23 protein-coding genes, 1 pseudogene and 1 other annotated feature are annotated in these 22,550 nt (G+C 45.7%); of the genes and pseudogenes, 20 read left to right on the forward strand and 4 right to left on the reverse strand.

The features are described 5' to 3' along the window. Positions 1-21: 21 nt before the first annotated feature. Together lrgA and lrgB are read left to right on the forward strand one after the other, a co-directional pair. Entirely contained in the window at positions 22-462 is a 441-nt protein-coding gene (gene lrgA / locus SB658_RS01025) for an antiholin-like murein hydrolase modulator LrgA (protein WP_014477620.1), read from the forward strand. Positions 463-483: 21 nt separating this feature from the next. Then, positions 484-1,179, forward strand: coding sequence for an antiholin-like protein LrgB (gene lrgB, locus SB658_RS01030; protein WP_003229482.1), 696 nt, complete (start codon positions 484-486; stop codon positions 1,177-1,179). A gap of 31 nt (positions 1,180-1,210) precedes the next feature. Here the strand turns inward: lrgB and SB658_RS01035 are convergent, their stop codons facing one another. After that, entirely contained in the window at positions 1,211-1,873 is a 663-nt protein-coding gene (locus tag SB658_RS01035; RefSeq protein WP_041851081.1) for a hypothetical protein, read from the reverse strand. 257 nt (positions 1,874-2,130) lie between these two features. Next, positions 2,131-2,261 (forward strand) — a sequence feature (ribosomal protein L20 leader region). 58 nt (positions 2,262-2,319) lie between these two features. On the opposite strand from SB658_RS01035, the gene infC reads away from it, so the two are divergent. The 4 genes from infC to SB658_RS01055 are packed head-to-tail and all read left to right on the forward strand — an operon-like array spanning position 2,320 to position 3,771. Further along, complete coding sequence (gene infC, locus SB658_RS01040; RefSeq protein WP_010886591.1) at positions 2,320-2,841, forward strand: translation initiation factor IF-3; 522 nt, start codon at positions 2,320-2,322, stop codon at positions 2,839-2,841. Between the two features lie 12 nt (positions 2,842-2,853). After that, a complete protein-coding gene (rpmI, locus tag SB658_RS01045) occupies positions 2,854-3,054 on the forward strand; it encodes a 50S ribosomal protein L35 (protein WP_003222418.1) in 201 nt (66 codons plus the stop codon). A gap of 31 nt (positions 3,055-3,085) precedes the next feature. Then, a complete protein-coding gene (gene rplT, locus SB658_RS01050) occupies positions 3,086-3,445 on the forward strand; it encodes a 50S ribosomal protein L20 (protein ID WP_003222420.1) in 360 nt (119 codons plus the stop codon). Between the two features lie 56 nt (positions 3,446-3,501). Next, positions 3,502-3,771, forward strand: a complete 270-nt coding sequence (locus SB658_RS01055; RefSeq protein WP_003229490.1) for a DUF1294 domain-containing protein — start codon at positions 3,502-3,504, stop codon at positions 3,769-3,771. 15 nt (positions 3,772-3,786) lie between these two features. Here SB658_RS01055 and ysdB read toward each other — a convergent pair whose 3' ends face one another. Beyond that, complete coding sequence (gene ysdB / locus SB658_RS01060) at positions 3,787-4,179, reverse strand: sigma W pathway protein YsdB (RefSeq protein ID WP_029318219.1); 393 nt, start codon at positions 4,177-4,179, stop codon at positions 3,787-3,789. Between the two features lie 183 nt (positions 4,180-4,362). On the opposite strand from ysdB, the gene SB658_RS01065 reads away from it, so the two are divergent. The 14 genes and pseudogenes from SB658_RS01065 to SB658_RS01130 all read left to right on the forward strand — a co-directional run bounded on the left by SB658_RS01065 (position 4,363) and on the right by SB658_RS01130 (position 19,701). Next, on the forward strand, positions 4,363-5,448 hold the full coding sequence (locus SB658_RS01065; RefSeq protein WP_003229495.1) for a M42 family metallopeptidase: 1,086 nt from the start codon (positions 4,363-4,365) through the stop codon (positions 5,446-5,448). Positions 5,449-5,645: 197 nt separating this feature from the next. Further along, complete coding sequence (gene abnA, locus SB658_RS01070; RefSeq protein WP_144500644.1) at positions 5,646-6,617, forward strand: arabinan endo-1,5-alpha-L-arabinosidase AbnA; 972 nt, start codon at positions 5,646-5,648, stop codon at positions 6,615-6,617. A gap of 177 nt (positions 6,618-6,794) precedes the next feature. After that, positions 6,795-8,285, forward strand: a complete 1,491-nt coding sequence (gene araA, locus SB658_RS01075; protein WP_101172345.1) for an L-arabinose isomerase — start codon at positions 6,795-6,797, stop codon at positions 8,283-8,285. A gap of 13 nt (positions 8,286-8,298) precedes the next feature. Then, a complete protein-coding gene (gene araB / locus SB658_RS01080; RefSeq protein ID WP_080529649.1) occupies positions 8,299-9,981 on the forward strand; it encodes a ribulokinase in 1,683 nt (560 codons plus the stop codon). A 16-nt stretch (positions 9,982-9,997) separates the two neighbouring features. Further along, entirely contained in the window at positions 9,998-10,687 is a 690-nt protein-coding gene (gene araD / locus SB658_RS01085; protein ID WP_003229501.1) for an L-ribulose-5-phosphate 4-epimerase, read from the forward strand. Continuing rightward, positions 10,665-11,483 carry a sugar-phosphatase AraL gene (gene araL, locus SB658_RS01090; protein ID WP_074794671.1) on the forward strand — a complete coding sequence of 273 codons (819 nt, stop codon included), beginning with the start codon at positions 10,665-10,667 and terminating at the stop codon, positions 11,481-11,483. The genes araD and araL overlap by 23 nt, the downstream gene beginning before the upstream one ends. After that, positions 11,480-12,664 carry a sn-glycerol-1-phosphate dehydrogenase gene (gene egsA, locus SB658_RS01095; protein ID WP_074794650.1) on the forward strand — a complete coding sequence of 395 codons (1,185 nt, stop codon included), beginning with the start codon at positions 11,480-11,482 and terminating at the stop codon, positions 12,662-12,664. The genes araL and egsA overlap by 4 nt, the downstream gene beginning before the upstream one ends. A gap of 30 nt (positions 12,665-12,694) precedes the next feature. Beyond that, positions 12,695-13,996 (forward strand): arabinooligosaccharides ABC transporter substrate-binding protein AraN, encoded by a 1,302-nt coding sequence (gene araN, locus SB658_RS01100; RefSeq protein ID WP_074794645.1) that lies wholly within the window; start codon positions 12,695-12,697, stop codon positions 13,994-13,996. Between the two features lie 35 nt (positions 13,997-14,031). Continuing rightward, positions 14,032-14,973, forward strand: a complete 942-nt coding sequence (gene araP / locus SB658_RS01105; protein WP_003229507.1) for an arabinooligosaccharides ABC transporter permease AraP — start codon at positions 14,032-14,034, stop codon at positions 14,971-14,973. Further along, positions 14,974-15,819 carry an arabinooligosaccharides ABC transporter permease AraQ gene (araQ, locus tag SB658_RS01110; protein ID WP_003229508.1) on the forward strand — a complete coding sequence of 282 codons (846 nt, stop codon included), beginning with the start codon at positions 14,974-14,976 and terminating at the stop codon, positions 15,817-15,819. An 18-nt stretch (positions 15,820-15,837) separates the two neighbouring features. Next, positions 15,838-17,340, forward strand: coding sequence for an alpha-L-arabinofuranosidase AbfA (gene abfA / locus SB658_RS01115; RefSeq protein ID WP_003222445.1), 1,503 nt, complete (start codon positions 15,838-15,840; stop codon positions 17,338-17,340). Positions 17,341-17,491: 151 nt separating this feature from the next. Then, entirely contained in the window at positions 17,492-19,288 is a 1,797-nt protein-coding gene (cstA, locus tag SB658_RS01120; protein ID WP_014477607.1) for a carbon starvation protein CstA, read from the forward strand. Continuing rightward, positions 19,231-19,418: pseudogene (locus tag SB658_RS01125) on the forward strand (hypothetical protein). The gene cstA and the pseudogene SB658_RS01125 overlap by 58 nt, the downstream one beginning before the upstream one ends. Beyond that, positions 19,333-19,701: a VOC family protein gene (locus tag SB658_RS01130; RefSeq protein ID WP_015384319.1), complete on the forward strand. Its 369-nt coding sequence runs from the start codon at positions 19,333-19,335 to the stop codon at positions 19,699-19,701. The pseudogene SB658_RS01125 and the gene SB658_RS01130 overlap by 86 nt, the downstream one beginning before the upstream one ends. A gap of 38 nt (positions 19,702-19,739) precedes the next feature. Here the strand turns inward: SB658_RS01130 and SB658_RS01135 are convergent, their stop codons facing one another. Next, positions 19,740-21,074 (reverse strand): (Fe-S)-binding protein, encoded by a 1,335-nt coding sequence (locus SB658_RS01135; RefSeq protein WP_074794638.1) that lies wholly within the window; start codon positions 21,072-21,074, stop codon positions 19,740-19,742. Continuing rightward, positions 21,071-22,483, reverse strand: a complete 1,413-nt coding sequence (gene glcD, locus SB658_RS01140) for a glycolate oxidase subunit GlcD (RefSeq protein ID WP_038828004.1) — start codon at positions 22,481-22,483, stop codon at positions 21,071-21,073. The genes SB658_RS01135 and glcD overlap by 4 nt, the downstream gene beginning before the upstream one ends. Between the last annotated feature and the right edge of the window lie 67 nt (positions 22,484-22,550).

The following is a 22,550-nucleotide window of genomic DNA, read 5'->3' on the forward strand; positions in this document are numbered from 1 at the left end:
AAAGAGAAAGAGGTGAAGAAAATGAGTGCTAAAAAAGTGTACGGGTTTTTAACACAAGCATTTATTTTTGCCGTCATTATGCTGGTTTCAAATATGATTGCCGCTATTGTCCCAATACCTATCCCGGCATCGGTTGTAGGGTTGGTCTTATTATTTCTCCTATTATGTTTGAAAGTCATTAAACTGGAACAAGTGGAAACGCTCGGAACGTCTTTAACCTCTCTGATCGGATTTTTATTTGTTCCGTCAGGTATATCTGTTATGAATTCGCTTGGTGTGATGCAGCAATACGGCCTGCAAATTGTTCTTGTCATTCTGCTCGCAACGATTATTTTGCTGGGGGCTACGGGATTGTTTTCTCAGCTGATTCTTTCGCTGAGCGGAAAACGCAAGACCGCAGCGGACATGAAAACAAAAACAGTACAAAGCCCGCAGAACAATAACGAACTCGTTCACCATTAAGGGAAACAGGAGGTTCTTCAAATGGAAAGCACAATGAGTCCTTATTTTGGGATTGTCGTATCACTTGCTGCATTCGGCATCGGCACCTTTTTATTTAAGAAAACGAAAGGCTTCTTCCTTTTCACTCCTTTGTTTGTTGCCATGGTGCTGGGGATCGCATTTTTAAAAATCGGCGGTTTTTCCTACGCGGATTATAATAACGGGGGAGAGATCATTAAGTTTTTCCTTGAACCGGCAACGATCGCATTTGCAATTCCTTTGTACAAACAAAGAGATAAGCTTAAAAAATACTGGTGGCAAATCATGGCCTCCATTATTGCCGGCTCTATCTGCTCTGTCACGATTGTTTATCTGCTCGCTAAAGGCATTCATCTCGATTCGGCCGTAATGAAAAGCATGCTTCCGCAGGCGGCTACAACGGCAATTGCGCTTCCTTTATCAAAAGGCATCGGGGGCATCAGCGACATCACAGCCTTTGCGGTCATCTTTAACGCTGTCATCGTATATGCGCTCGGAGCATTGTTCTTGAAGGTGTTTAAAGTGAAAAATCCGATTTCTAAAGGATTGGCTCTTGGAACATCCGGACATGCACTTGGTGTAGCGGTCGGGATTGAGATGGGAGAAGTTGAAGCTGCGATGGCAAGTATTGCTGTTGTCGTAGTAGGAGTGGTAACGGTTCTGGTCATCCCTGTGTTCGTGCAGCTGATCGGAGGATAAGCCAAGGCTGAATGCCTTGGCTTTTTTTATTTTATGGTGCGTCTTCGGGATCGATATACCCTTGTTTAATGCCCCATTCTACTTGATCGTCATGCCACTTTTTTCGTTCTTCATAACCATAACCATCGTCATCAGGAAGCTCTGAAGCTGGCTGTTGAATGGTTTTATCTGTCTGACTCGAGGAAGATGGTGGATTTTTACTATTAGATGAGGGTGCCTCGGTCTGCTGCCGTTGTGCCTGTGATTGCCGCTTTTTCTCAGCGTTCGCTTTCTGCTCTTTTTGGATTGCTGCCTGCCGCTGTCTTTCAAGTTCAGCTTGTCTTTTTGCTTCCGCTAATCGCTGATTCTCTGCCGCCTGCTGCTCTGCTAATCGCTGTCTCTCTGCTTTTTCCTCCTGCTGTTTCTTTCGTTTCGCCTCCCGCTCTTTTTCAAGCTTTTTCTCTGCGGCGATTTGTCTTTGCTTTTCAGCTTCTTCTTTTGCCTTCCGCTTTCCTAACTCAGTAGCAAGTGGACTCTCGAACTTCATGTCCAATGAAACGGGTTTTAGTTTTTTTAGCTCTTTCTCCAGCCCCTTTTGAGGAAATGCTGCAGTTGTCTTAACAGTTTCGACTTTTGATTCGGAAGATGTGCTGCTATTCGAGCAACCGGTTAATATCAATGTGAAAAATAAAGCAAGCTGTATCAGTTTGTTCATGTGTCAGGCTCCCTTCTGCTTCTTATATCGGTCAGAGATTAACTTTGTTTTACATTTCTTCCTGTCGGTGGTTTTGTTGTAAATTGCGAAATAAGGGGGGAATTGTTGGTTCTTTGCATTCTGGGTGGGGATGAAAGATTTTCTTTTTCTCTCTTGCGCTCATAGAAAACCCATGTTACAATGTAAAAGTTGTTCCGGATAAGTCGTCCTTGACTAAAGATCCGGTATTGTGTAGAATAGTTATTGAATTGAATATAAATCACAAGCAGAAGCACCCGCTTCTCACCTGATTGACACATGCATGTAGTTGGCAGGTTGACCGTACATTTTTATTGATACAGATGTTCGTAGTGTGGGTGTTTTATAATGCCCACACTTTTTGTTTGCCTGCAAAATGCATTCAAAATGAGTTGTGAATCAATTCGAAGAAACTATGGAGGTGGCTCATTATTAGCAAAGATCAATTGGTTAATGAGGGTATCCGTGCACGTGAGGTCCGTTTAATCGGACAAAATGGCGACCAGCTTGGAATCAAGTCCCGTCAGGAAGCACTTGAAATCGCCGGCCGCGCAAATCTTGACCTTGTGTTAGTTGCAGCGAATGCAAAACCGCCTGTCTGCCGAATCATGGACTACGGTAAGTTCCGATTTGAGCAGCAGAAAAAGGAAAAAGAAGCACGCAAGAATCAAAAAATCATTAACTTAAAAGAAGTTCGGTTAAGTCCGACAATCGATGAGCATGACTTTAACACGAAATTGCGCAATGCGATTAAATTCCTTGAAAAAGGCGATAAAGTGAAAGCTTCTATCCGCTTTAAAGGACGCGCAATCACTCATAAAGAAATCGGTCAGCGTGTATTAGACCGTTTCTCCGAAGCATGTGCTGAGGTTGCGACAGTCGAAACAAAACCAAAAATGGACGGCCGCAGCATGTTCTTAATGCTCGCACCGAAAAACGAAAAGCAATAAGGAGGAAATCCCATGCCAAAAATGAAAACTCACCGCGGATCTGCTAAACGTTTTAAAAAGACAGGTTCTGGGAAGTTAAAACGTTCTCACGCGTACACAAGTCACTTATTCGCCAACAAATCTCAAAAGCAAAAGCGTAAGCTTCGCAAGAGTGCTGTTGTAAGCGCAGGAGACTTCAAACGTATCAAACAAATGCTTGCTAACATCAAGTAATCGGATAAGGAACAATTAGGAGGGAAATTCAATGCCAAGAGTAAAAGGCGGAACTGTTACACGTAAGCGTCGTAAAAAGGTTCTTAAATTAGCAAAAGGTTATTTCGGTTCAAAACATACATTATACAAAGTAGCTAACCAGCAGGTCATGAAATCTGGAAACTATGCTTTCCGTGACCGTCGTCAGAAAAAACGTGATTTCCGTAAACTTTGGATCACTCGTATCAACGCAGCTGCTCGCATGAACGGCCTTTCTTACAGCCGTTTAATGCACGGTCTTAAGCTTTCTGGTATCGAAGTAAACCGTAAAATGCTTGCTGATCTTGCTGTAAACGATCTTACTGCATTCAATCAGCTTGCTGATGCTGCTAAAGCTCAATTAAACAAGTAATCATATAGAGCCGCTCTCCAGCAGAGCGGCTTTTTCTATATAAAGGATGAGGCAACATGATTATTGCTGCTTATTTGGTGTTGATTAATCTGTGCGGTTTTTGGGTGATGGGCATTGACAAACGCAAAGCGCAGCAGCACAAGTGGAGAATTTCTGAAGACCGGCTGTGGCTGATAGCCATCGTGTTTGGAGCGCTCGGTGTCTGGCTTGGCATGCAAACCTTCAGACATAAAACGAAACACGCTTCTTTTAAGTACGGAGTACCGCTTCTTCTGGTAATTGAAGCGATTCTCATCGCTATTTACTACAGCCCGTTTGATTTATAAAAAGCAGAAAAGCGTTTAACGCTCTTCTGCTTTTTTTGCGAGTTTAATGGGCTGGTCCCAGTCAATCTTACAATTTGGATATCGTTCCAGCACTTTTTCTTCAATGCTCTCAAAATCTTTTGCAGAGAAATGCTTCAGCTTCTCAGGAGATTCTGTCCAGACAAAGATCGTGTGAATAAACAGCGGATGATCCTTGGAAGGAATATGCTTTTCTCCCTCAAAAAGCACGCCTTTATACGTCAGCTGAAAATTCTTCCGGGTATTGTTTTGTTCATCAATAATATAAAAATGTTCTTTTGATTGGGCCAGCTTAAGCCTTCTCTTAGGATTCGCGACATATTTGACCACGGCATAAATACAATAAGCAAAAAGTGCAAGCAAAATAATCCTTAGAACCATGACAAACATTGTGTGAAGGCACCTCCCTTATGGTGATGATCTGATGTAATACGAAAAGCATAGAAAAAGGTTTCACTTTTTCTAAAAGAAAGCTGTAAAAACATATACCCGATTTTCAAGTGAAATAGTCGTATGGTTAGCGCTATGTTCTGTATAATAAGAATGCAGGACTGATGAAGGAGGGTTTGGAACATGGCAAAATTAGATGAAACATTGACCATGCTGAAAGATTTAACAGATGCAAAAGGCATACCGGGCAATGAAAGAGAAGTAAGGCAAGTGATGAAATCATACATAGAACCATTTGCTGATGAGGTGACAACAGATCGCCTTGGCAGTTTAATTGCCAAAAAAACTGGTGCAGAAAACGGCCCGAAAATTATGATCGCCGGACATTTGGATGAAGTCGGCTTTATGGTGACACAAATCACAGATAAAGGCTTTATCCGTTTTCAAACCGTTGGCGGCTGGTGGGCTCAGGTTATGCTTGCTCAGCGGGTCACCATTGTCACAAAAAAAGGAGAAATCACTGGGGTTATCGGATCTAAGCCGCCTCATATTTTGTCTCCTGAAGCAAGAAAAAAATCAGTGGAAATAAAAGACATGTTTATTGATATTGGAGCTTCAAGCCGGGAAGAAGCCTTGGAGTGGGGGGTACTTCCGGGAGATATGATCGTTCCGCATTTTGAATTTACGGTCATGAACAATGAAAAATTCCTACTCGCAAAGGCGTGGGACAACCGCATCGGCTGTGCGATTGCAATTGATGTGTTAAGAAACTTACAAAACACAGACCATCCAAATATAGTGTATGGCGTCGGAACCGTGCAGGAGGAAGTTGGGCTGAGGGGAGCGAAAACGGCTGCACACACCATTCAGCCTGATATTGCGTTTGGTGTTGATGTAGGGATAGCAGGAGACACGCCTGGCATTTCCGAGAAGGAAGCGCAGAGCAAAATGGGCAAAGGCCCGCAGATTATCGTTTACGATGCATCCATGGTCTCTCACAAAGGTTTGCGTGATGCAGTTGTGGCAACTGCAGAGGAAGCCGGCATTCCGTACCAATTTGATGCCATTGCCGGCGGCGGAACTGATTCGGGTGCCATCCATTTGACGGCAAATGGCGTTCCTGCACTGTCCATTACCATTGCAACCCGCTACATTCATACGCACGCGGCCATGCTGCATCGTGATGATTATGAAAACGCGGTAAAGTTAATTACAGAAGTCATTAAGAAGTTAGACCGAAAAACGGTTGACGAAATTACGTACCAATAAAGATACGGAAGAATCCGCCTATTGAGGCGGATTCTATTTTTTTGTCTGTACAAATTACAGCATAGTGACTACAATAAAGGGGATACCGAAAATTTCCTGAACATGACGATATACGATACGCAGCTCGATTTGACAGGAAGGGAGGATAAATAATCTAATTTGTAAGCGCTTTCTAATATAAAGGAGGTTGAACAAAATTGAAAAAGAAAAAAACATGGAAACGCTTCTTACACTTTTCGAGTGCCGCTCTGGCTGCAGGTTTGATATTCACTTCTGCTGCTCCCGCAGAGGCAGCATTTTGGGGTGCATCCAATGAGCTGCTTCATGACCCGACTATGATTAAAGAGGGGAGCTCATGGTATGCGCTCGGAACAGGGCTTACTGAAGAACGGGGACTGCGGGTTTTGAAGTCTTCAGACGCTAAAAATTGGACCGTACAAAAATCCATTTTCACTACACCGCTATCGTGGTGGTCCAATTATGTGCCGAATTATGGTCTAAACCAGTGGGCGCCGGACATCCAATACTATAACGGCAAGTACTGGCTGTATTATTCCGTTTCTTCTTTTGGAAGCAATACATCTGCCATTGGCCTGGCATCTTCAACAAGCATCAGTTCGGGGAGCTGGAAGGACGAGGGCTTGGTGATCCGTTCGACAAGCTCCAATAATTATAACGCCATTGATCCGGAGCTGACATTCGACAAGGATGGCAATCCGTGGCTTGCATTCGGCTCGTTTTGGAGCGGCATTAAGCTGACTAAGCTCGATAAGAGTACGATGAAGCCTACAGGCTCGCTCTATTCGATTGCAGCTAGACCGAATAATGGGGGTGCCTTAGAAGCTCCTACTCTTACGTATCAAAATGGCTATTACTATTTAATGGTTTCATTTGATAAATGCTGTGACGGGGTAAACAGTACGTACAAAATTGCTTACGGAAGATCCAAAAACATTACAGGCCCTTATCTTGATAAAAGCGGAAAAAGCATGCTTGAAGGCGGAGGCACCATTTTGGATTCGGGCAATGACCAATGGAAAGGACCTGGAGGCCAGGATATTGTGAACGGAAACATTCTTGTTCGTCATGCCTATGATGCCAATGACAACGGCATTCCAAAGCTTCTCATCAATGATTTGAATTGGAGCTCGGGCTGGCCGTCCTATTGAATCAAAAAGCCGGGCTCTGCCCCCGGCTTTTTTTAAAAGAAAAGATTGACAGTATAATAGTCAATTACTATAATAAAATTGTTCGTACAAATATTTATTTATAGGTTTATTTTCTATCATTAGTACGTATCTTTTGTATTTGAAAGCGTTTTATTTTATGAGAAAGGGGCAGTTTACATGCTTCAGACAAAGGATTATGAATTCTGGTTTGTGACAGGAAGCCAGCACCTATACGGGGAAGAGACGCTGGAACTCGTAGATCAGCATGCTAAAAGCATTTGTGAGGGGCTCAGCGGGGTTTCTTCCAGATATAAAATCACTCATAAGCCCGTCGTCACTTCACCGGAAACCATTAGAGAGCTGTTAAGAGAAGCGGAGTACAGTGAGACATGTGCTGGCATCATTACATGGATGCACACATTTTCCCCTGCAAAAATGTGGATAGAAGGCCTTTCCTCTTATCAAAAACCGCTTATGCATTTGCATACCCAATATAATCGCGATATCCCGTGGGGTACGATTGACATGGATTTTATGAACAGCAACCAATCCGCGCATGGCGATCGAGAGTACGGTTACATCAACTCGAGAATGGGGCTTAGCCGAAAAGTCATTGCCGGCTATTGGGATGATGAAGAAGTGAAAAAAGAAATGTCCCAGTGGATGGATACGGCGGCTGCATTAAATGAAAGCAGACATATTAAGGTTGCCAGATTTGGAGATAACATGCGTCATGTCGCGGTAACGGACGGAGACAAGGTGGGAGCGCATATTCAATTTGGCTGGCAGGTTGACGGATATGGCATCGGGGATCTCGTTGAAGTGATGGATCGCATTACGGACGACGAGGTTGACACGCTTTATGCCGAGTATGACAGACTATATGTGATCAGTGAGGAAACAAAACGTGACGAAGCAAAGGTAGCGTCCATTAAAGAACAGGCGAAAATTGAACTTGGCTTAACCGCTTTTCTTGAGCAAGGCGGATACACAGCGTTTACGACATCGTTTGAAGTGCTGCACGGAATGAAACAGCTGCCGGGACTTGCCGTTCAGCGCCTGATGGAGAAAGGCTATGGGTTTGCCGGTGAAGGAGATTGGAAGACAGCGGCCCTTGTACGGATGATGAAAATCATGGCTAAAGGAAAAAGAACTTCCTTCATGGAAGATTACACGTACCATTTTGAACCGGGAAATGAAATGATTCTGGGCTCTCACATGCTTGAAGTGTGTCCGACTGTCGCTTTGGATCAGCCGAAAATCGAGGTTCATCCGCTTTCGATTGGCGGCAAAGAGGACCCTGCGCGTTTTGTATTTAACGGCATCAGCGGTTCTGCCATTCAAGCTAGCATTGTTGATATTGGCGGGCGTTTCCGCCTTGTGCTGAATGAAGTCACCGGCCAGGAAATTGAAAAAGACATGCCGAATTTACCGGTTGCCCGTGTTCTCTGGAAGCCGGAGCCGTCATTGAAAACAGCAGCGGAGGCATGGATTTTAGCCGGCGGTGCACACCATACCTGCCTGTCTTATGAACTGACAGCGGAGCAAATGCTTGATTGGGCGGAAATGGCGGGGATCGAAAGTGTTCTCATTTCCCGTGATACGACAATTCATAAACTGAAACACGAGTTAAAATGGAACGAGGCGCTTTACCGGCTTCAAAAGTAGAGGGGGATGTCACATGGCTTACACAATAGGGGTTGATTTTGGAACTTTATCAGGAAGAGCGGTGCTCGTTCATGTCCAAACAGGGGAGGAACTTGCAGCTGCTGTAAAAGAATACAGGCATGCTGTCATTGATACCGTCCTTCCAAAAACGGGTCAAAAGCTGCCGCGTGACTGGGCGCTGCAGCACCCTGCTGATTACCTCGAAGTCTTGGAAACAACCATTCCGTCTTTACTCGAACAGACGGGCGTTGACCCGAAAGACATTATCGGGATTGGAATTGATTTCACGGCATGTACGATCCTTCCTATTGACAGCAGCGGGCAGCCGTTATGCATGCTGCCTGAATATGAAGAGGAGCCGCACAGCTATGTGAAGCTCTGGAAGCATCATGCGGCCCAAAAACATGCTGATCGGCTCAATCAAATCGCGGAAGAAGAAGGAGAGGCTTTTTTACAGCGGTACGGAGGAAAAATTTCATCAGAATGGATGATTCCAAAGGTCATGCAAATTGCCGAGGAAGCGCCTCACATTTATGAAGCGGCTGACCGGATCATCGAGGCTGCAGACTGGATCGTGTACCAGCTGTGCGGCTCGCTCAAGCGAAGCAATTGTACCGCAGGGTATAAAGCGATGTGGAGTGAAAAAGCGGGGTATCCGTCAGATAATTTCTTTGAGAAATTAAATCCTTCAATGAAAACGATTACAAAGGACAAATTGTCAGGTTCTATTCATTCAGTAGGAGAAAAAGCCGGCAGTCTGACTGAAAAAATGGCAAAGCTGACAGGGCTTCTCCCGGGAACGGCTGTTGCGGTTGCCAATGTGGACGCTCATGTTTCGGTACCGGCGGTCGGCATTACAGAGCCAGGGAAAATGCTGATGATTATGGGAACCTCGACGTGCCATGTTCTACTTGGTGAAGAGGTGCATATCGTTCCAGGAATGTGCGGCGTTGTGGACAACGGAATTCTCCCGGGCTATGCGGGATATGAAGCCGGGCAGTCCTGTGTCGGCGATCATTTTGACTGGTTTGTGAAAACATGTGTCCCGCCAGCTTATCAAGAGGAAGCAAAGGAAAAAAACATTGGCGTTCATGAGCTGCTGAGTGAGAAAGCAAACCATCAAGCGCCTGGTGAAAGCGGCTTGCTTGCTTTAGATTGGTGGAATGGAAACCGTTCAACTCTTGTTGATGCAGATTTAACAGGGATGCTGCTTGGCATGACACTGCTGACGAAGCCTGAAGAGATTTATAGAGCGTTAGTTGAAGCGACAGCTTACGGAACCCGGATGATTATCGAAACATTCAAAGAAAGCGGTGTCCCGATTGAGGAACTGTTCGCAGCCGGCGGAATAGCTGAGAAAAACCCGTTTGTCATGCAGATTTATGCGGATGTGACAAATATGGACATTAAAATCTCTGGTTCACCGCAAGCCCCAGCCTTAGGATCTGCCATTTTCGGCGCGCTTGCAGCAGGCAAAGAAAAAGGCGGCTACGATGACATCAAAGAGGCAGCGGCGAACATGGGAAAACTGAAAGATATAACTTATACGCCAAATGCCGAAAACGCCGCGGTTTATGAAAAATTGTACGCTGAATATAAAGAGCTGGTTCATTATTTCGGAAAAGAAAACCATGTCATGAAACGTCTGAAAACGATCAAAAATCTTCAATTTTCATCTGCCGCCAAAAAGAATTGATAAAGGGTGATGGAGCATGCTTGAAACATTAAAAAAGGAAGTGCTGGCTGCCAACCTGAAGCTTCAAGAGCATCAGCTGGTAACCTTTACGTGGGGAAATGTCAGCGGTATTGACCGTGAAAAAGAAAGAATTGTCATCAAACCTAGCGGAGTCGAATACAGCGATCTGACAGCCGATGACTTGGTTGTTTTGAACCTTGATGGAGAGGTCGTCGAAGGCTCGCTTAAGCCTTCTTCAGATACACCTACCCATGTTTATTTATATAAAGCCTTTCCGAATATCGGGGGAATTGTCCATACCCATTCTCAATGGGCGACAAGCTGGGCACAATCGGGCAGAGACATCCCTCCGTTAGGCACGACCCATGCTGATTATTTTGACAGTGCGATTCCATGTACTCGAGAAATGTATGATGAAGAAATCATTCATGACTACGAACTGAATACAGGAAAAGTCATAGCGGAAACCTTTCAGCATCATAATTACGAACAGGTGCCGGGTGTGCTCGTGAATAATCACGGACCGTTCTGCTGGGGCACTGACGCCTTAAATGCCATTCATAACGCAGTTGTATTAGAAACGGTTGCCGAAATGGCCTATCACTCCATTATGCTGAACAAGGATGTAACCCCAATCAATACAGTCCTGCATGAAAAGCATTTTTATCGAAAACACGGAGCAAATGCGTATTATGGCCAGTCATGATACGCCTGTGTCACCGGCTGGCATTCTGATTGACTTGGACGGTACTGTATTCAGAGGAAATGAGTTGATCGAAGGAGCTAGAGAAGCGATCAAAACGCTTAGGAGAATGGGAAAGAAAATCGTCTTTTTAAGCAACCGGGGGAATATCTCCCGTGCCATGTGCAGAAAAAAACTTCTTGGCGCGGGGATTGAAACGGACGTAAACGACATTGTTCTGTCATCAAGCGTGACAGCGGCTTTTCTGAAAAAACATTATCGTTTTTCAAAGGTATGGGTGCTTGGGGAACAAGGCTTGGTTGACGAGCTGAGGCTGGCCGGTGTGCAGAACGCGAACGAACCGAAGGAAGCGGATTGGCTCGTGATCTCCCTTCATGAAACGCTCACGTACGACGATTTAAATCAAGCCTTTCAAGCGGCTGCCGGCGGCGCTCGTATTATCGCTACAAACAAAGACCGCTCTTTTCCGAACGAAGACGGAAATGCCATTGATGTGGCTGGAATGATTGGGGCAATAGAGGCTTCCGCACAAGCGAAGACTGAACTTGTTGTCGGAAAACCGTCATGGCTGATGGCGGAGGCTGCCTGTACAGCAATGGGGCTGTCCGCACATGAATGCATGATTATAGGAGACAGCATTGAATCTGACATTGCGATGGGGAAGCTTTATGGCATGAAAAGCGCCTTAGTGCTAACTGGTTCTGCGAAACAGGGTGAACAGCGTTTGTACACGCCGGATTATGTGCTGGATTCTATTAAGGATGTAACCAAATTGGCTGAGGAGGGGATTCTGATATGAATCGTATCGCAGCTGACGTTCAGCGTGCTTTTGAAAACGCCGGAGAAAAGACGTTACCTATAAAAGTTGAAGAAATTGTTCTCGGTAAACAAGCAGCTGATTCGCTTTTGGATTATGTAAAACGAAAAAACAATAAACATATTGTCCTTGTCTGCGACGCGAATACACACCGCATTGCAGGAATTGATCTGGAAAATCAGCTGAATCAAGCAGGATTTCAGGCCGAGTGCCTGATCATTCCAGAAAATGAAGCTGGAGATGTGACAGCTGATGAACGATCGCTCATTCATGTGCTGATCCATACGAAACAATCAACGGATGTCATGATCGCAGTCGGTTCGGGCACGATTCATGATATCGTCCGCTTTGCGGCGTTTCAAAGAGATTTGCCGTTTATTTCTTATCCGACTGCTCCATCAGTAGACGGTTTTACATCAGCAGGGGCGCCAATTATTTTATACGGTACGAAAACAACCATTCAAACGAAGGCCCCATCTGCGCTGTTCGCTGATCTGGATCTATTAAAAGCGGCACCCCAGTCAATGGTGGCGGCTGGATTTGGTGACATGCTCGGTAAAATCACGTCTTTAGCAGATTGGGAAATATCCCGGCATCTTGCCGGTGAGCCTTATTCGCCTGCAGGAGCTAAGATCGTTCAGGAGGCGCTTGCTGCCTGCATTGAACACACAGAAGACATTGCGATGAAAACGGAAACAGGCATACGGGTTTTGATGGAGTCTTTACTTGTATCGGGGCTTGTCATGCTGGCATTAGATCATTCCCGCCCGGCATCAGGCGGAGAACATCATATTTCACATTGGATTGAGATGGAATTAATGGAGAAAAAACGGCCACAGATTCTTCATGGGGCAAAGGTGGGCTGTGCAGCTGTTTTATTAACTGACACATACAGAAAGCTCGCTAAGGATGAGGGATTGAACGAATTTTCACCGAGCCGGCGGCAAGCCATCCAATCGGCTTATCAAACTCTCCCGGAAGGAGAAGTGCTGGCTGATTGGCTGAGATCAGCCGGAGGCCCTGCGTATTTTGACGAAATCGGTGTCGGGCAGGATTCTGTCAAGAATGCCTTCAGACACGCGCATACCTTAAGAGACCGCTGCACCGGATTAAGAATCATTAATGAAAACAAAACACTGATCAACCATGGTCTATATGAATAGCCCGCACCTCGAATGGAAGGGGTAACGCAGATGAAAAAAATGACTGTCTGTTTTCTTGTGCTCATGATGTTGCTGACATTACTCATTGCCGGGTGTTCAGCAGAAAGATCATCCGGGAAGTCGGGTGAAACCGAGCTGACCTTTTGGACATTTAACGGGCTTCATGAGCAGTTCTATGTAGAAATGGTGAAGGAATGGAACAAAAAATATCCTGACCGCAAAATTAAGCTGAATACGGTCGTTTATCCATATGGACAAATGCACGATAACTTATCTATCTCCCTAATAGCGGGAGAAGGCGTTCCTGATATTGCAGATGTCGAATTGGCCCGTTTTTCAAACTTTTTGAAGGGCTCTGACATACCGCTTGCCGACTTGACTCCGCTGATTGAAAAGGATCGCGATAAATTCGTTGAGGCGCGGCTGACATTGTACAGCAAAAACGGAAAGCTTTACGGACTCGATACACATGTAGGGACAACGGTCATGTTTTATAACATGGATGTGATGAAAAAAGCCGGCGTCAATCCTGACGATATTAAAACATGGGATGATTACCATAAAGCCGGACAGAAAGTGCGCAAAGTGACCGGGAAGCCGATGGGAACGGTGGAAACAAATGATTCCGCAACGTTCTTATCTATGATTTCACAGCAAAACTCAGGCTATTTTGATAAAAACGGCAAGCTGATCCTCAATAATGACACCAACGTAAAAACACTTCAATATTTAAAAGACATGATCAATGATAAAACGATGATTCCTGCGCCGGGCGGCGGGCATCACAGTGAAGAATACTACGGCTTTATGAACCAAGGAGGAGCTGCTTCAGTCCTCATGCCGATTTGGTATATGGGAAGATTTATCGATTATATGCCTGATCTGAAAGGGAAGATTGCCATCAGACCGCTCCCGGCATGGAAAGAGGGGGGCGACCGCTCGGCAGGTTTGGGCGGTACGGCAACTGTTGTACCGAAGCAATCCAAGCATGTTGAGTTAGCAAAAGAGTTTTTGGCCTTTGCGAAGGGCTCTGAAGAAGGAAATAAAAAACTCTGGAGCGTACTCGGCTTTGACCCGCTTCGCTGGGATGTTTGGAGCTCCAAGGAATTGAAAGAGAAAAACAAATACACGGATTACTTCCAAAACGGAACAGGCATTTTTTCTGTGCTGCTCGATATCAAGGATGAAATCAATCCAATTTATTTACATGAGGATTTTGCCAAGGCTTCAGACCTTGTCAACAGAAGCGTATTGTTCGACGCGCTTAAATCTCAGCAAAAAACGCCTAAACAAGCCTTGGACAGAGCGGCAGGTGAACTGAAACAGAAATAGAATCCCATTCAAAAAGTGAAAGCGGGGAGGTTCTCATGAAACCTGTGAAAACGGGAACGGTTCATCCCGTTCCTTCAGCTGCGAAACAATCAGGCTGGCGAGATCTGTTTTATTCAAAAAAAGCGGCGCCCTATCTGTTTACAGCGCCATTCGTTTTATCCTTTCTCGTATTTTTTCTATACCCCATCATTAGTGTCTTCATCATGAGCTTCCAAAGAATTTTGCCGGGAGAGGTGTCCTTTGTCGGATTGTCTAATTATACAGCGCTAAACAACCCGACGTTCTATACCGCCCTTTGGAATACGCTGGAATACACCTTTTGGACGCTGATCGTGCTGATTCCTGTTCCATTGCTTCTGGCCATATTCCTGAATTCAAAGCTGGTCAAATTTAGAAATATATTTAAATCAGCATTATTCATCCCGGCATTGACCTCCACCATTGTCGCGGGGATCATTTTTCGGCTGATCTTCGGAGAAATGGAAACGTCTCTGGCCAATTCCATCCTACTCAAACTCGGCTTTTCACCTCAGAACTGGATGAACAATGAACATACCGGCATGTTTTTGATGGTGCTGCTTGCTTCATGGAGATGGATGGGAATCAACATCCTTTACTTTTTAGCCGGTTTGCAAAATGTGCCGAAAGAGCTGTACGAAGCCGCTGATATAGACGGCGCGAATACAATGAAAAAATTTCTGCACATCACGCTGCCGTTTCTCAAGCCTGTAACCGTATATGTGCTGACCATCAGCATCATCGGCGGCTTCAGGATGTTTGAGGAAAGCTACGTCCTTTGGCAGAATAATTCCCCGGGTAATATTGGTCTGACGCTTGTCGGATATTTGTATCAGCAGGGACTTGCCTACAATGAAATGGGATACGGAGCGGCCATCGGCATTGTGCTTTTGATTGTGATCCTTGTTGTCAGCCTGATTTCATTAAAGCTGTCAGGCTCGTTTAAGGGGGAGGGATAAATGTTGCGGCACAGTCCTCAGTTTAGCGTTTATAGAATTGCGCTAACCCTGTTTTTTATGATGCTGAGCCTATTGTATCTTTTTCCGATTTTCTGTTTGCTTTTAGGATCATTAAAGCCGTCATCTGAGCTTTTGCGTGTAGGGCTGAATCTTGATATTGATCCAAAAGTGATGAGTTTTGATAACTACACATTTCTGTTTAATGGCGGCAGCATTTATTTCAAATGGTTTTTTAACAGTCTTGTACTCGGGCTTTTTACGACCGTGCTCACTCTGTTTTTTTCTTCGATGATCGGGTACGGGCTTGCGGTTTATGATTTTAAGGGAAGAAATATCATCTTTGTTCTTGTGCTGATTATTATGATGGTTCCGCTGGAAGTGATGATGCTTCCTCTGTTTAAGCTTACTGTCGGACTGCACTTGATCGATTCATATACGGGTGTCATATTGCCGTTTATCGTTTCACCTGTTGCCGTTTTCTTTTTCAGGCAATATGCCCTTGGCCTTCCAAGAGATCTGCTGGACTCCGCAAGGATGGACGGCTGTACGGAATTCGGCATCTTTTTCAGGATTATGGCACCGCTGATGAAACCGGCTTTCGGTGCGATGATTATCCTTCAGTCCTTAAACAGCTGGAACAACTTCTTGTGGCCGCTGATTGTGCTTCGGTCGAAAGAAATGTTTACGCTTCCAATAGGGCTGTCCAGCTTGCTGAGCCCTTATGGAAATAATTACGACATGCTTATATCCGGCTCAGTATTTGCGATTTTGCCGGTGATTATTATTTTCTTGTTTTTCCAAAAGTACTTTATCTCCGGCCTGACGGTAGGGGGAGTCAAAGGTTAATGAAGGAGGAAACGTGTGATGAAAAAAGCGCGAATGATTGTAGACAAAGAATATAAAATCGGTGAAGTAGATAAACGGATTTATGGCTCGTTTATCGAACATATGGGTCGTGCGGTATATGAAGGCATATACGAGCCTGATCACCCTGAAGCGGATGAAGATGGATTTAGAAAAGATGTCCAGTCGCTGATCAAAGAATTACAGGTTCCCATCATCCGCTATCCGGGCGGAAACTTTTTATCCGGATACAACTGGGAGGACGGTGTCGGACCAGTCGAAAACCGCCCGAGACGGCTTGACTTGGCATGGCAAACGACAGAAACCAATGAAGTGGGAACAAATGAATTTTTATCTTGGGCAAAAAAGGTGAACACTGAGGTCAATATGGCCGTCAACCTTGGCACAAGAGGCATAGATGCCGCTCGTAATCTCGTTGAATATTGCAACCATCCGAAAGGCTCTTACTGGAGTGATTTAAGAAGATCGCATGGCTATGAACAGCCGTATGGCATCAAAACATGGTGCTTAGGAAACGAAATGGATGGACCGTGGCAGATCGGCCACAAAACAGCTGATGAATACGGACGGCTTGCTGCAGAGACAGCAAAGGTCATGAAGTGGGTTGACCCATCAATTGAACTCGTTGCCTGCGGCAGCTCAAACAGCGGCATGCCGACCTTTATCGATTGGGAAGCGAAGGTGCTTGAGCATACGTATGAGCATGTCGACTATATCTCTCTTCACACTTACTACGGAAACCGGGATAACAATCTGCCAAACTACTTGGCCCGTTCCATGGATTTGGATCATTTTATCAAATCAGTCGCTGCGACCTGTGACTATGTAAAAGCAAAAACACGCAGCAAGAAAACAATCAATCTATCTCTGGATGAATGGAACGTATGGTATCACTCAAATGAGGCTGATAAAAAAGTCGAACCGTGGATCACTGCGCGTCCGATTTTAGAGGATATTTACAATTTTGAAGATGCCTTATTAGTCGGCTCTCTGCTCATTACGATGCTGCAGCACGCAGACCGTGTGAAAATTGCGTGTCTTGCACAGCTTGTCAATGTCATCGCGCCGATCATGACGGAAAAAGGCGGAGAAGCATGGAGACAGCCGATTTTCTATCCATACATGCATGCTTCTGTTTATGGAAGGGGCGAGTCACTGAAACCGCTTATTTCTTCTCCGAAGTACGACTGTTCTGATTTCACTGATGTGCCATATGTTGATGCTGCTGTTGTGTACTCTGAAGAGGAAGAAACCCTCACTATTTTTGCGGTAAACAAGGCTGAGGATCAGATGGAGACGGAGATTTCGCTCAGAGGCTTTGAATCCTACCAAATCGCAGAGCACATCGTACTTGAGCATCAGGATATCAAAGCGACAAACCAGCATAACAGAAAAAATGTCGTTCCGCATTCCAACGGAACATCGTCTGTCAGCGAAAACGGCTTAACTGCTCATTTCACGCCGCTTTCCTGGAATGTGATCCGCCTGAAAAAACAGTCATAAGAGAAGCTAAGCCGGAGATTTCTCTCCGGCTTGTCTTTCAACTGCCACGAGCCGGCCCGTTCAAGCCGGCTTTTTGTATAGGAAAAAATGACCGCTTTTCACCATGAAATTATGATATATTTATGAAAAACAGCAAAGGGGATGGGAGAAAATGAATGCGGTTACAATTGTGATAGCATCAATGTGTATTTTGGCTATTGCCTATCGTTTATACGGAACATTTATGATGGTGAAGGTTCTCAAAGTGAATGATGACAAGCCAACACCTGCTCATGCGCTTGAGGATGGGAAAGACTATGTGCCTACAAATAAATGGGTTTCGTTCGGCCACCACTTTGCCGCGATCGCAGCGGCCGGGCCGCTGGTCGGACCAATTCTGGCGGCGCAGTTTGGCTATTTGCCGGGATTATTGTGGCTGTTAATCGGGGCGGTAATTGGGGGAGCCGTCCATGATATTGTGGTGTTGTTTGCATCGATGCGCAAAAACGGAAAATCGCTGTCGGAAGTGGCAAAGGATGAGCTTGGCCCTGTTGCAGGATTTTGTACAGGACTGTCCATGCTGTTTATCATCACGATCACAATGGCGGGTCTGTCGATGGTTGTCTTGCATGCGCTTGAACGTAATCCATGGGGAACATTTGCGGTAGGGATTACGATACCGATTGCGATGGGTGTGGGCTTATTTTATAAGAAAACGGGAAATTTAAAGCTCGCTTCAACGGTCGGCTTTCTCTTTTTAATGGCAGGAGTCTTTATCGGTCCATGGGTACAGACTACAGCGCTCGGTGACTTTTTAACACTAGATACGAAAACGCTTGCAATAGCGCTTCCTGTTTATGCGTTTTTTGCGGCTGCGCTTCCCGTTTGGCTGCTTCTTGCTCCGCGTGATTATTTAAGCAGCTTTATGAAAATCGGTGTTTTTATCGCTTTGATTGTTGGTGTGTTTGTCGTCAATCCGTCCATTCCGTTCCCTGCGTTTACAGAATTCGTAAAAGGCGGCGGGCCGGTGCTGGCAGGACCTGTCTGGCCGTTCATCTCAATAACCATCGCCTGCGGGGCGATCTCTGGGTTCCATGCCTTTGTCGGCTCAGGAACGACACCGAAAATGCTGAATAAATGGAGTGATATGAAGCCGGTTGCGTTTGGCGCAATGCTTGTTGAGTGTCTTGTCGGCATCATGGCGCTGATTGCAGCGACCGCTTTACAGCCTGCTGATTACTTTGCGATTAACAGCACGCCTGAGGTTTTCCGTACGCTTGGCATGAATGTCGTACATTTGCCTGAATTGAGCAGGGAAATCGGTTTGGACTTAGAAGGAAGAACAGGGGGAGCCGTCACACTTGCGGTGGGAATGACTTATATTTTTACCGGAATGCCGTTTTTCAGCCATTTGGCCTCATACTTTTTCCAATTTGTCATTATGTTTGAAGCGGTCTTTATTTTAACAGCGATTGACGCCGGCACACGCGTCGCCCGTTATTTGATCCAGGATTTCTTCGGGGAGGTGTATAAGCCGCTGAAGAAAACAGACTGGATTCCGGGCTCTGTATTTGCCAGCGCGCTTGCCTGTTTGATGTGGGGGTACTTGCTGTATTCAGGAGATATCGGTTCCATTTGGGCGCTGTTCGGCGTTTCTAATCAGCTGATGGCTTCAGTGGGGCTGATTATCGGAGCGACCATCGTGCTGAAAATCGCTGATAAACGCCGATACATTCTGACTTGCCTTATCCCGCTTGCCTATTTATATGTCACTGTCAATTATGCGGGCTATTGGATGGTGCGCAATGTGTATCTCAATCCTGAAGCAGCAGGATATAGTGTATTGAATGGCGTATTATCTATCATCATGCTGGTGTTAGGCTTCATTATTATCGTGGCGGCTGTGAAAAAATGGGCGCAGATGTGGAAAGATCCGAGCTTAAGGATGGAAGCGTCTATACCGGGCTAGAAGGACTATTGAAAATGTTGAGGGGGTTTTCAATGAATCTATCAATGAAATATCTTATTCTATACGTATCGGACAGCAAGCGGGCTATTCATTTTTACCGGGATATTTTAGGACTGCCGATTCGTGCTGAACACGGAACGTATATCGAATTTGATACAGGGTCTACGATATTGGCGCTTAATACGCGGGAAAGCGCCAGAGACATCACGGCGCTGGACATTCCGGATACATCTGCTTCAAACACATTTGAAATCGGGTTTGTTACTGAAAATGTAGAAGCTGTCATCAAAAGGATGAGAGAACAAGGCGTATCGATTATCGGGGAGCCAAAAGTGAAACCATGGGGGCAGACGGTCGCCTATATCGCTGATCCGGATGGACATTATATCGAAATTTGCAGTCCGATGGAATAACGCACAAAAGCCCAAAACAATGTCTGTTTTGGGCTTTCTCATGATGTTTTGTGCCCGGCTGCTTCCAATAGCAAATCAGCCAGGTGAACGGCTCTGACTTTACCGCTTAGTCCTTCGCGTTCAATCCCGAGCTTCATCTGCAGCAGGCAGCCGGGATTTGCTGTTACAATGAGGATCGCTTCGGTTGCTTTGACGGCAGCCATTTTGCTGTCCAGTATTTTCATAGACATTTCAGCTTCGACGATGTTGTAAATTCCCGCTGACCCGCAACAGCTGTCTGCTTTCTCCATTTCTTTGAATTCCGCCCCTTTGATGCTTTTAAGAAGCTGGCGGGGCTCAAGCGACGTATGCATTACATTTCTTAGGTGGCATGAATCTTGGTAGGTAACGACCTGAGGCGTCTCGAGCGCTAAGTCCATTTGATGGAAATCGAGTTCAACCAAAACAGAAGAAAAATCCTTCAGCTTTTGAACAAAAGCGGCGGCCCGCTCCGACCATTCCGGGTCATCCTTCAGCAAATGATCATATTCGGTCAGAAAGGCTCCGCATCCTCCTGCGTTTGTAATGACTGCATCCACGTCTAATGCTTCGAAAGCAGCGATATTTTGTTTCGCGAGCTCTTTCCCTGTGTTTTTTTCACCGCTGTGTCCATGAAGCGCCCCGCAGCAAGCCTGTTCAGGCGGAATGACAATGTCACAGCCTGCCAGCTGTAAAAGCTTCAATGTGGCGTTGTTGGTCGGTAAAAACATTGTATCCATTAAGCAGCCCGAAAAAAAGGCGACCCGTTTTTTCATGGGGCCAATGGACGGCAGGAAACGCGGCCGATGTTTCATGTCTTTGCTTTTTGGAACATCAGGAAGAACAGCTTCCATCGTCCGCAAATGCTCAGGCAGGACCCGAAGCATGCCTGATTTTCGCACAGCGGTTTGCAGTCCTGAACGCTGATACAAACCGATAAGGCTTACAGCTGAGCGCATGCGGTTTTGATGCGGAAACAGCTCGTGAAAAGCCGTCTTTCGCATGACACGTTCACCAAGCGAGTGTTTTTTATTTTGGTGGATAATATCTCTGGCTTCCTCAAGCAGCTGCCCGTATTTCACGCCAGACGGGCATACAGGCTCACAGGCGCGGCAGCCGAGGCAAAGTGACAGCGACCGTTCGACATCTTCATCCGGTTCAATCATACCGTCGGCTACGGCTTTCATTAAGGCGATGCGCCCGCGCGGAGAGTGTGTTTCCTGAAATCCCGATTCGATATAGGTCGGACAGGAAGGAAGACAGAAACCGCAGCGCATACAATTTAATAACTCGCCTTCATCCATACGCTCTTTAAATTCATTTTGGATCTGTTTCATTTCTTTTTCTGTTGTCATCTTTCCGCCACCACACGTTTTCTGGCATCTTTCGCAAACACTTTGCCCGGATTTAATATGTTCCGGGGGTCAAATGCCGCTTTCAACGCTTTCATCGCATCAATGCCTTCTTTTTTCAGCTTCATTTCCAAGTAAGGCGCTTTCATTTCCCCGACTCCGTGCTCTCCGGTTATCGTCCCGCCAAGTTCAATCGCTTTCTCAAAAATCTCGGCAAAAGCCTGTTCGACACGTTCCATTTCATCCTTATTTCTTATGTCTGTCGTGCATGTCGGGTGAAGGTTCCCGTCTCCCGCATGGCCAAAGGTGCAGATGGAAATATCATATTTAGCAGCAATATCATTAATCGCTTTAACCATATTGGCGATTTCTGAGCGAGGAACGGTCGCATCCTCTAAAATCGTCGTCGGTTTGAGGCGGGCTAGGGCAGAAAGTGCAGAACGCCGGGCTTCAGTCAGGGCAAACGCTTCCTCCTCTGTTTGTGCGGTCTGAACGGAAACGGCGTCGCCTTTTTTGCAGATCGCCTCAATCTTTTCCATATCCCGTTCAACAGTTTCAAATGGCCCGTCTTGTTCAATTAACAAAACTGCTTTTGCGCTTGTCGGAAGTCCGATTTTGGCATAATCCTCAATCACCAAAAGTGTAGGCTGGTCGAGAAATTCAAGTGTGGCGGGTATGATTTTTGCGGCAATGATGTCTGATACCGTTTGAGCAGCGGCATCGATATTTTCATATAGGGCAAGCAGCGTCTTTTTTGTTTCAGGCTTTGGAACGAGCTTGACGATTGCCTCTGTCACAATGCCGAGTGTTCCTTCTGAGCCGACAAAAAGACGTGTGAGATCGTATCCGGCCACATCCTTTGCGAGTTTTCCGCCGGTGCGGATGATGTCACCATTTGCGAGCACAACCTCCAGTCCAATAACATAGTCGCGGGTGACGCCGTATTTTAATCCGCGGAGCCCGCCGGAATTTTCATTGATGTTGCCGCCGATAGTTGATATTTTCATAGAACTCGGATCGGGCGGATAAAACAAACCTTTGCTTTCAACTGCCTTGATCATATCCAGCGTAATAACGCCCGGCTGAACTGTGGCAGTTAAATTTTCTTCATCAATTTCAAGAATCCGGTTCATGTGCTTAAAGAGAAGCACAAGTCCGCCTTCAGTCGGGCACGTGCCGCCGCACAGGTTTGTCCCTGATCCTCTTGGAACGATCGGCACTCGATGTTCGCTGCAAATTGTTAAAATGCGTGATACTTCATCAGTATTCCTCGGAGCAATCACGGCATCAGGCATAGACTGATACTGAGGCGTCGCATCATATGAATAGACGAGACGGCCGGCATTCGAGTCATCAAAGTTTTCTGGTCCGGAGACCCGAATCAGCTGCTCCTTTACATCCTTGGTGATCATTTCACCCATCCCCCTGTCAAAAAACGCTTTCAATCTATTGTAAAAGAAAAAAAGCAAAGCCTTCCAT

The organism is Bacillus sp. SIMBA_008, assembly GCF_046535495.1.
GTDB lineage: Bacteria > Bacillota > Bacilli > Bacillales > Bacillaceae > Bacillus > Bacillus subtilis.